This window comes from Kitasatospora sp. NPDC088134 (assembly GCF_044741705.1).
Lineage (GTDB): Bacteria > Actinomycetota > Actinomycetes > Streptomycetales > Streptomycetaceae > Kitasatospora.
Genome location: NZ_JBIUTD010000053.1, coordinates 1 through 9,391, shown reverse-complemented (window position 1 = coordinate 9,391; position 9,391 = coordinate 1). Strand labels below are relative to the sequence as shown.

The 9,391-nt window shown below is 73.2% G+C and carries 8 protein-coding genes; 4 read left to right on the top strand and 4 right to left on the bottom strand.

Annotated features, from left to right (window positions below; translation table 11 throughout):
* Window positions 1-91: 91 nt before the first annotated feature.
* Entirely contained in the window at window positions 92-1,738 is a 1,647-nt protein-coding gene (locus ACIOHG_RS37630; protein WP_400958147.1) for a PucR family transcriptional regulator, read from the bottom strand.
* Between the two features lie 186 nt (window positions 1,739-1,924).
* Between ACIOHG_RS37630 and ACIOHG_RS37625 the strand changes: the two genes are divergently transcribed.
* The 4 genes from ACIOHG_RS37625 (at window position 1,925) to ACIOHG_RS37610 (ending at window position 6,607) form a co-directional block, all read left to right on the top strand.
* Window positions 1,925-3,439, top strand: a complete 1,515-nt coding sequence (locus ACIOHG_RS37625) for a gamma-aminobutyraldehyde dehydrogenase (RefSeq protein WP_400958145.1) — start codon at window positions 1,925-1,927, stop codon at window positions 3,437-3,439.
* Between the two features lie 129 nt (window positions 3,440-3,568).
* Window positions 3,569-4,015, top strand: coding sequence for a hypothetical protein (locus ACIOHG_RS37620; protein ID WP_400958143.1), 447 nt, complete (start codon window positions 3,569-3,571; stop codon window positions 4,013-4,015).
* A gap of 40 nt (window positions 4,016-4,055) precedes the next feature.
* A complete protein-coding gene (locus tag ACIOHG_RS37615) occupies window positions 4,056-4,976 on the top strand; it encodes a hypothetical protein (protein WP_400958141.1) in 921 nt (306 codons plus the stop codon).
* A 107-nt stretch (window positions 4,977-5,083) separates the two neighbouring features.
* Entirely contained in the window at window positions 5,084-6,607 is a 1,524-nt protein-coding gene (locus ACIOHG_RS37610) for a CoA-acylating methylmalonate-semialdehyde dehydrogenase (RefSeq protein ID WP_400958139.1), read from the top strand.
* Window positions 6,608-6,677: 70 nt separating this feature from the next.
* On the opposite strand, the gene ACIOHG_RS37605 is transcribed toward ACIOHG_RS37610, so the two are convergent.
* Genes ACIOHG_RS37605 through ACIOHG_RS37595 form a run of 3 tightly spaced genes read right to left on the bottom strand, consistent with a single transcriptional unit; the run spans window position 6,678 to window position 8,856 of the window.
* Window positions 6,678-7,322: a TetR/AcrR family transcriptional regulator gene (locus ACIOHG_RS37605; protein WP_400958137.1), complete on the bottom strand. Its 645-nt coding sequence runs from the start codon at window positions 7,320-7,322 to the stop codon at window positions 6,678-6,680.
* 23 nt (window positions 7,323-7,345) lie between these two features.
* The gene (locus tag ACIOHG_RS37600) at window positions 7,346-8,074 is read right to left on the bottom strand and encodes a DUF4166 domain-containing protein (protein WP_400958135.1); all 729 of its coding nucleotides are present in this window, start codon (window positions 8,072-8,074) and stop codon (window positions 7,346-7,348) included.
* Complete coding sequence (locus tag ACIOHG_RS37595; RefSeq protein WP_400958133.1) at window positions 8,071-8,856, bottom strand: hypothetical protein; 786 nt, start codon at window positions 8,854-8,856, stop codon at window positions 8,071-8,073. Before ACIOHG_RS37595 ends, ACIOHG_RS37600 begins: the two co-directional genes overlap by 4 nt.
* Between the last annotated feature and the right edge of the window lie 535 nt (window positions 8,857-9,391).

Sequence of the window (9,391 nt, the reverse complement as noted above, 5' to 3'; positions counted from 1 at the left end):
AGCGGACGAAGCCGCTCCCACTGACCATCAGTCAGATCACCCCTACTCCCCATAGTCGCATCAACGACTCAACTGATCGGCAGGACACGGCCTAGCGGCGCACCGCGTCCAGCGCCAGCAGTGCCACGTGCAGCGACAGGCAGGACTCCACCTGGTCCAGGTCGACGCCGAGGATGCGCTCCACCTTGTGCAGACGGTCGTAGAAGGACGGCCGGGACAGGTGCGCGGCGTCCGCGGCGGCCGACTTGTTGCGGCCCTGCTCCAGGTAGATCCGCAGCATCTGCACCAACTGGCCGCCGTGCTCCGCGTCGTACGCCAGCAGCGGTCCCAACTCCCGCTCCACGTACGTCTGCAGGCGCTCGTCGTCGCGCAGCAGGTGCAGCAGGCCGCGCAGCCGGACGTCCGGGAGGCGGTAGTAGGCGGCCCGGCCGCCCGGGGCGTCGTGCAGGGCGGCGTCCGCGACCTGGGTCGCCTCCAGCAGGGTGCGCCGGGCGTCCCGGACCGAACCCACCGAGGAGCCGACCGCTATCACCGGCTCCGCCGCCGCCCCGTCCCGGCCCGCCTCCGCCGACAGCCGGCGCAGCGCCGCCGCGAACGCCTCCAGCGAGGCGTGCTCGTCCTGCTGCGAACCCAGCGCGACCAGCAGGCCCACGCCCTCGTCGTCCAGCGCGCCGACCAGCGCCGACAGCCGGGCGGCGCGGATCGCGGTCGCCGCCAGCTCGGTGAAGTCCCGCAGCCGGGCCTGCGCCTCCAGCGCGGCGTGCGACGGGCCCTGACGCTGCCTCAGCACCACGCCCACCAGCCGCCGCCCCTCCAGCGGCACGCCCAGCGCCTGCGCGCGCAGCGCCACCTCGGAGACCGTCAGCGCGTGGGTGAGGATGCCCGACAGCAGGGTGCGGTGGGTCTGCCGCTCCAGCGACTCGCGGTCCCGCACCACCAGCCGGTTCAGTGCCAGCGTCGCCGCCCCGCGCTCCAGCAGCATCGCGTGCGGATGCGCCACGTCCGGGGGCAGCGGCACCGGCTCGTCGATCAGCACCAGCCGGCCCCAGTCCTGGCCGCGGGCGCCCACCGTGGTCACCAGCCAGCCCGAGCGCGGGTCGTGGCCGGTCCGGCCCGGCGGGTGCACCCCGCGCGAACGGTGCTCCCAGTTCTCCAGCAGCTCCTGCTCGCCCCGGCCCGCCGTGTCGTGCGCCAGCACCTGGTGCGCCAGGTTCTCCAGCACCACCGGGGCGCCCGCCATCCGGGCCACCTGCCGCACCACCTCGGCGGGCTCCGCGCCCTCCGTGGCCAGCTCGTTGAAGACCTGGTGCACCGCCTCGGACACCCGCAGCTGCTCCAGCTGCGCGTTCACCACCAGCGCGTGCACCGCCTCGGTCACCGCGACGAACTTCAGCTCCCGGCGGAGCACCACCAGCGGCAGGTTGTGCCGCTCCGCCGCCGCGACCAGCGCCCGCGGCAGCGAGTCGAAGTACCGGCGGCCGAACTCGATCACCAGCCCCGCCACCCCGACCTCGGCCAGCTCCCGCACGTAGCGGGCCAGCCCGTCCCGGTCCTCCGGCAGCGCGATGCCCGTCGACAGCACCAGCTCGCCGCCCCGCAGCACCCCCGCCACGTCCGGCAGCTCGCTGACGTGCACCCAGCGCACCGGCCGTTCCAGCGCGGAGGCGCCGGCCACCACCTGGGGCAGGCCGCGCCGCATCACGTCCAGGTCCAGCACGCGGGCGACGGTGGGGAGCATCGCGGACACCTCCAGGGGGGTTCTCAGGGTGTCAAGTCAATCATGCGCGGCGGCGACGCCCTGTCGCCCGATCGCACCCTTGCAGCGTGTAAAGAGGCCCGTCCGCCCGGTTGCTGAGTGACGCTTGCCCCGGAGGCCCCCGCCGAGGCATCGTCGGCCGGGTCGAGTAGGCAATGGAGGCAACTCATGGACCTGACCAGCTTCAACGACGGCGCGCAGCACATCGCGGGCCGCCCGACCCGGGGCTCCGGCGGTGAACCGTTCGCCGTGGTCAACCCCGCGAACGGAGCCACCGTCCAGCAGGTCGAGCTCGCCACCGTCGCCGACGTCGACACCGCCGTCGCCGCCGCCCGCGCCGCCCTCCCCGAGTGGTCCGGCGCCACCCCCGGGGCCCGCTCCGAGGCGCTCAACCGCCTCGCCGGCGTCCTCGCCGAGCACGCCGCGGACTTCGCCCGGGTCGAGACCGCGCAGACCGGCAAGCCGATCAGGCTCTCCACCGAGTTCGACGTCCCCGGCACCGTCGACAACACCGCGTTCTTCGCCGGTGCCGCCCGCAACCTGGAGGGCAAGGCCGCCGGCGAGTACAGCGGCGACCACACCTCGTACGTGCGGCGCGAGGCGATCGGCGTGATCGGCAGCATCGCGCCCTGGAACTACCCGCTGCAGATGGCCGCCTGGAAGATCCTCCCGGCCATCGCCGCCGGCAACACCATCGTCCTCAAGCCCGCCGAGATCACCCCGCTGACCTCGCTGATGTTCGCCCGGGCCTGCACCGCCGCCGGCATCCCCGACGGCGTCGTCAACGTCGTCACCGGCGCCGGCCGCACCGCCGGCGAGCACCTGATCGGCCACCCCGACGTCGCCATGGTGTCCTTCACCGGCTCCACCGCCGTCGGCAAGCGGGTCGCCGAGATCGCCACCGCCACCGTCAAGCGCACCCACCTCGAACTCGGCGGCAAGGCCCCGTTCGTGGTCTTCGACGACGCCGACCTGGACGCCGCCGTGCACGGCGCCGTCGCCGCCTCCCTGATCAACAGCGGCCAGGACTGCACCGCCGCCACCCGCGCCTACGTCCAGCGCCCGCTGTACGACGCCTTCGTGGCCGGCGTCGCCGAGCTCTACGAGGGCATCCGGCTCGGCGACCCGCTGAACCCGCACACCGACATGGGCCCGCTGGTCTCCTTCACCCACCGCGACCGGGTCGCCGGCTTCGTCGAGCGCGCCCGCTCCTACGCCACCGTCGTCACCGGCGGCCCCGCCGAGGGCAAGGGCCACGACGGCCACGACCTCTCCCTCGGCGCCTACTACCGCCCCACCCTGATCACCGGCGCCGCCCAGGACAGCGAGGTCGTCCAGGGCGAGATCTTCGGCCCCGTGCTCGTCGTCCTCCCCTTCGACAGCGACGAGGAGGGCCTGCGGCTCGCCAACGACACCCCCTACGGCCTGGCCGCCTCCGCCTGGACCCGCGACGTGCACCGCTCGCTGCGCGCCACCCGCGAGATCGCGGCCGGCTGCGTCTGGGTGAACGACCACATCCCGATCATCAGCGAGATGCCGCACGGCGGGTACAAGGCCTCCGGCTACGGCAAGGACATGTCGCAGTACTCGCTCGACGAGTACACCCAGGTCAAGCACGTCATGTTCGACACCACCGCGGTCGCCCGCAAGGACTGGCACCGGACGGTCTTCGGCGACCGCTGACGGATCGTCAGGAATCGCGGGCCCGGCGATCCGTTCGGGCGTTCCGTGTAAGAAACCGCAGGTACCCCGCTCTCCCGGGTGACGGCAGCAGGCACCACCGCCCGCGCCCGGGAGAGACGAGGAACGACCGTGAGCACCACCTGCCACCCCAGCGCCCTGCACTGGCTGGCCGACGCGGCCCTGGACCCCGACACCTGCCGCCGCACCTGGGAACGCACCCGGTTCGGCCTCGCCCTGCTGCCCGCCGGCCGCCGCTGGGACGTGCTGCACGCCCCCGGCCCGCTCGGCCGCCCCGCCGCCGCGCTGCTCGACCGGCTCGGCGGCGGCCCCGTCCTGGAGGACCCGGCCGGCGACACCGTCGGCTTCCTGGTCCCCGTCGGCACCGCCGAACGCTGGATCGGCACCGGCATCCGCGCCTCCGGTGACGGCACCTGGATCGCCGTCCCGCACCCCACCCGCCCCACCCGCGGCCCGCACTGGCTGATCCCCCCGCACCGCAGCGGCCGCCTCGTCGATCCCGCCGCCCTCGAACTCGCCCTGCACGACGCCGCCGCCCGGCGCCGCTCCCCGCAGTGATCCCCCGCATTGAACGGCCCGAACGGGCCAGACTTGCCCCATGGACCGCACGGAGCCCACGGAGCCCACGGAGCGCAGCGACTGCATCGACCACCCGGGCGCCCCGGAGTACGCCCCCACCGGGCCGCCCGGGCGCCCGGGCGAACAGCCCGGCCTGCCCGGCAGCCCCGCCGGTACCGCCCCCGCCCGCCCCGACCGCGGCGCGCTGCTCGCCGACGCGCTGCCCCACTGCCTGCGGCACGCCCTCGTCCTGGCCGGCCCCGACGCGCTGCGGCGGCACGGCCTGCGGGTCCCCGTCCGCGACACCGACCTGCTGCTGATCAGCACCGACGGCGCCCCGCTCGCCGACCTCGCCACCGGACTCGCCGCCGCCCTGCGCGCCACCGGCCACGACGTCCGGGAGACCGCCGGAACCCCGCGCCGCCAACAGCTCGCCGTCACCGACGGGGCCCGGCGCGCCCTCGGGATCGAACTGCGCCGCGAACCGCTGCGCCACCCGCCCGTGCTGTCCGTCCCGCCCGCCGTCACCGGCGCGCCCGCCCCGGTCGCCGCGCTGGAGGACGCTGCCGCGCTCGCCGTCCGCACCCTCTGCGAACGCGCCCTGCCCGCCGACCTGTTCGCCCTGCACGCGCTCACCGCCCGGCTCCGGGAGGGCGAACTGCTCGCGCTGGCCGCCGCCTCCGACGAGGAGTTCACCGCCGGCACCCTCGCCGAACGGCTGGAGACCGCCGCCGCCCTGCTGCCCTCCGGCGCCGAGGACGCCCGGCGCTGGGCCGAGACCTGGGCCCAGGACCTGCGGCTGGACCTGCTGGAGACCGTCGCGCTCGCCGACGGCCTGCACGACCCGTACCTGGACGACCCGTACCTGGACGACCGGGCGTACCCGGACGGGGCGGAGGAGCCGGACGGGGCGGGAGAGCCCGCGGAGCCGGACGGGGCGGGCCGCTCCGACGACCTGTAAGGGTGAATCGCGGTTCTCCGTCAGGGTGCTCGTTGAGCGGGGCACCCTCCCCGCGCAGACTGGAGAACGAGCGCGGGACGTCCGTGGACAGTCGGAGGCAGAGACCCTTGAGCAAGCACATCACGCACTGGATCGGCGGCCGGTCCGTCGCCACCGCCGGAACCGCGCCCCGCCGCGGCGACATCTACGACCCGGCCACCGGCCAGGTCACCGGTCAGGTCGACTTCGCCGAGATCGCGGAGGTCGATCAGGCGGTCGCCGCCGCGGCCCAGGCGTTCACCTCCTGGCGCAAGGCCTCCATCGCCAGGCGCACCCAGGTGCTGTTCAACTTCCGCGAGCTGTTCAACGCCCGCAAGGACGAGCTCGCCGCGATCATCGTCTCCGAGCACGGCAAGGTGCACTCCGACGCCCTCGGCGAGCTGGCCCGCGGTCAGGAGGTCGTCGAGTACGCCTGCGGCATCCCGCAGCTGATCAAGGGCGGCTTCACCGAGCAGGCCTCCACCGGCGTCGACGTCTACTCGATCCGCCAGCCGCTCGGCCCCGTCGCCATCATCTCGCCGTTCAACTTCCCGGCCATGGTGCCGATGTGGTTCTTCCCGATCGCCATCGCGGCCGGCAACACCGTCGTGCTGAAGCCCTCCGAGAAGGACCCGTCCGCCGCCAACTTCATCGCCGAACTGTGGAAGGAAGCCGGTCTCCCCGACGGCGTCTTCAACGTCGTGCACGGCGACAAGGTCTCCGTCGACCGCCTGCTGGAGCACCCCGACGTCAAGTCGGTCTCCTTCGTCGGCTCCACCCCGATCGCCCGCTACGTGTACGAGACCGGCACCCGCTACGGCAAGCGCGTGCAGGCCCTCGGCGGCGCCAAGAACCACATGCTGGTGCTCCCCGACGCCGACCTCGACCTGGCCGCCGACGCCGCCATCAACGCCGGCTTCGGCGCGGCCGGCGAGCGCTGCATGGCCGTCTCCGTCCTGGTCGCCGTCGACCCGATCGGCGACGAGCTGGTCGCCAAGATCAAGGAGCGGATGGCCACCCTCAAGGTCGGCCCCGGCTGCAACGGCGACTCCGAGATGGGCCCGCTGGTCACCGGCGTGCACCGCGACAAGGTCACCTCCTACGTCGAGTCCGGCGTCGCCGACGGCGCCGAGCTCGCCGTCGACGGCCGCAAGCACGCCATCGCCGGCGAGGACGCCAACGGCGCCCCCACCACCGACGGCTTCTGGCTCGGCCCCACCCTGTTCGACCACGTCCAGCCGGGCATGTCCGTCTACAACGACGAGATCTTCGGCCCCATCCTGTCGGTCGTCCGGGTCCCCTCCTACGACGAGGGCCTGGAGCTGATCAACAACAACCCGTACGGCAACGGCACCGCCATCTTCACCAACGACGGCGGCGCGGCCCGGCGCTTCCAGAACGAGGTCGAGGTCGGCATGGTCGGCATCAACGTGCCGATCCCCGTGCCCGTCGCCTACTACTCCTTCGGCGGCTGGAAGGCCTCGCTGTTCGGCGACAGCCACGCCTACGGCGCCGACGGCGTCCAGTTCTTCACCCGCGGCAAGGCCGTCACCCAGCGCTGGCTCGACCCCTCGCACGGCGGCATCAACCTGGGCTTCCCCACCAACAGCTGAGCCCACCGCGCCTCGGTACGACGGAAGGCCGGCCCCCACCGGGGCCGGCCTTCCGGCTGTTCGGGAGGGCTCACTCGGCCCCGTTCCGGCCCCGCACCTGCCGGCGGACCGTCGCCCGCACCGCCCGCGACACCACCGGACCGAGACCGTCCACCACCTCGACCAGCACCCCCAACCCGTCCAGCGCGGCGAACGCCCCCTCCGCGCCCTCCGGGTCCACCCCCTCGTACAGCTCCAGACCGACGAACGCCGCCGTCACCGCCCGCGCCAGACCCGGCAGATCGAGGAACTCCGCCAGCGGGTGCCCCGCGAACAGCCGCTCCAGCACCGCCTCGATCTCCACCGTCCACAGCCGCAGGGCCTCCGCCGTCACCTCGGCCAGCTGCGGATACCCCCGCGCCCCCGCCAGGAACTGCCCGAGCAGCGCGACGTTCCCCGCCTCCCGCTCCTGCGCGTGCACCTGCTGACCCACCGTCAGCAGCTCGCGCAGCGAATCCACGTCGGCGAACCGCTCCCGGTACCGCCCCAGCCGGCTCTCGGTTTCCCGCAGCGCCGCCGCCGCGAGCAGCCCCTCCACCGTCTTGAAGTGGTAGAACACCAGCGCCTGGTTGGCCCCGATCTCCCCGGCGATGCTCCGCGCCGACACCCCCGAGATGCCCTGCCGCTTGAGCGCCCCGATGGCCGCGTCCATCAACCGCTCACGTGTGTCGCTCATGCGCCGCAGCGTAGCCCGCTCCCTCACAGCCGGAACGACTCGCGCACCGGCCGGACATGGCTCGGCACCCCCTCCGGCCCCACCCGCGGATACTCCGCCGTGAACCACCCCTGGTACCCCAGCACCAGCCCCACGACCGGATTGGTCACCCGCACCCGGATGCGGAACCGCCCCTCCCGCTCGTCGAACCACTCGTGCAGGTCCGCCCGCCCCGTCACCGCCGCCGGCAGCAACGGCGCCCCCACCAGTGACGACACCCGCTGCGCCCCCGAGGAGATCACCAGCCCGCCCTGCTCCGTCACCCCCAACCGCAGGTCCACCGCCAGGTGCTGGTGCGTCCCCAGGTAGTCGACGATCGTCCCCGGCCGCCCCGGCGCCGCCACCATCGTCGCGTCGAACCGCCGGGGCCGGACGAACTGGAACGTCCGCACGAAGGTCACCGTCTCGCGCCCGAACCCGTCCCGGTACGCGTAGTTGGCGATCGTGAACGGCACGTCCCGCCCGTGCTCCGGGAACAGGATGTTGCGCCGCGTCCCCAACCGGAGGAACGGGGCGACCACCCCCCGCCCGCGCTCGATCCGCTCCATCCGCCCCGTCCCGATGCAGGCGATCCCGTCCGCCGTCGAGAACCCGAACCGCCGCTGCAGTTCCGGATGCAGGCGCTCGAACTCCGCCCCGAGCGCCGCCCGGAATATCGAGCCCGCCCGGAAATCCGCCACCGGGGCGGGCGGGTCGAACAAGGTGACGGTCATGACAGCTCCAAGGAGTTCAGAAGACGAGGCGGACGAGCAGCGGCCCGCCCGGCGGAATCGCGCCGCGCCCGCCGCCGGCAACGGCGGGCCGCCGGAGTGACCGGCGAGGGCGGGAGAAGCAGGGAGAGGAGAAGAACGAGCACCGCGACGAGCGATCCCGGCATCCCGAGCAGCCCACCGCCCCCGAGTAGCCCGCCCGGACGGAGCAGCGCCCCCGCGGCCGCCGCGACCCCGAGCCGCGCCACCACCTCGGCCAACCCGTGGACGAGCGCCCGCTCCGGAGTCACCCCCCGCTCCGCCCACAACCGCAACCGGTCGAACGACCAGGCCGTCAACCACCCGACCCACGGCCGCACCACCCACCGGTCGCACCACTCCCCACCCGGCCACCGCCACGTCCGGTAGTCGTACCCGGTGATGAACGTGCCCCCCGCCCCGTCCCCGCCCACCAGGTAGCGCCAGTACCCCGCGCCCTCCTGCAACGGCGACCACCCCGAGTCGGACGCGAACCGCAACGCACTGACCCGCGACCCGTCCGCCCGCTCCCGCTGCGCCGTCGTCACCCCCGTCCCGGTCAGCGCCGGCCCCCGGGACCACCCCAGCCAGTACCGGAAGCGCACCGGCTCCGCCGCACCGTCCACGTACGCGATCCGGCTGAACCGTGCGTCCCACCGCTGGTGCTGCGCCGGGTCCTGAGTGAGTTCCCAGACCCGTTCCAGCCCCGCGCGGATCGGCAGCTCGACATAGATCGGCGCAGCTCTGCGACGGCTCTGACCAGGCATGAAAGTCTCCTAGGGCAAGGTTTTGAGCGAACGCTCAACTCCGGCGGCGCCATCATGGCAGAGTTTTGAGCGATCGCTCAAGTGGGTGGATCGGAGGTGGACCGCCAGAGGTGCCCCTCGCCGCGTTTGCATCGGTCCGCCGATCGGCGTAGTGTTGACTGGTCGCTCGGCAGGGAGCACCGGACACGCATCTCGTGTGGACGGTCCCGGGGCGGCCAATCCCTGATCAACCACTCAGTCGGTCCGTAGCGGGTCGCGTCCTTTCGCGTCTCCGTTCGTATTCGCTCTGCGCTTTTTCGGAGATTGCGGCGGATTCGCTTTTCGGAGCGGGGATCGGCTAGAGTTTGAAACGTCGGAAGGGGCCGCAGGGCCGTGAAAGACGAAAGCGAGTCGGGAAAGAGCACGAGCTCGGATCTGATAAGCTGGAAACACGAAAGAATGAAGCGCCCGGAGGGTCCGCAGGAATGCGGTCCGAAGGAAGCGTCCGTTCCTTGAGAACTCAACAGCGTGCCAAAAGTCAACGCCAGATATGTTG

What these genes read in the sequence shown, in the direction of transcription:
- ACIOHG_RS37630 (WP_400958147.1), bottom strand. Translation starts at nt 1,738, where the DNA reads ATGCTCCCCACCGTCGCCCGCGTGCTGGACCTGGACGTGATGCGGCGC.
- ACIOHG_RS37625 (WP_400958145.1), top strand. Translation starts at nt 1,925, where the DNA reads ATGGACCTGACCAGCTTCAACGACGGCGCGCAGCACATCGCGGGCCGC.
- ACIOHG_RS37615 (WP_400958141.1), top strand. Translation starts at nt 4,056, where the DNA reads ATGGACCGCACGGAGCCCACGGAGCCCACGGAGCGCAGCGACTGCATC.
- ACIOHG_RS37605 (WP_400958137.1), bottom strand. Translation starts at nt 7,322, where the DNA reads ATGAGCGACACACGTGAGCGGTTGATGGACGCGGCCATCGGGGCGCTC.
- ACIOHG_RS37600 (WP_400958135.1), bottom strand. Translation starts at nt 8,074, where the DNA reads ATGACCGTCACCTTGTTCGACCCGCCCGCCCCGGTGGCGGATTTCCGG.
- ACIOHG_RS37595 (WP_400958133.1), bottom strand. Translation starts at nt 8,856, where the DNA reads ATGCCTGGTCAGAGCCGTCGCAGAGCTGCGCCGATCTATGTCGAGCTG.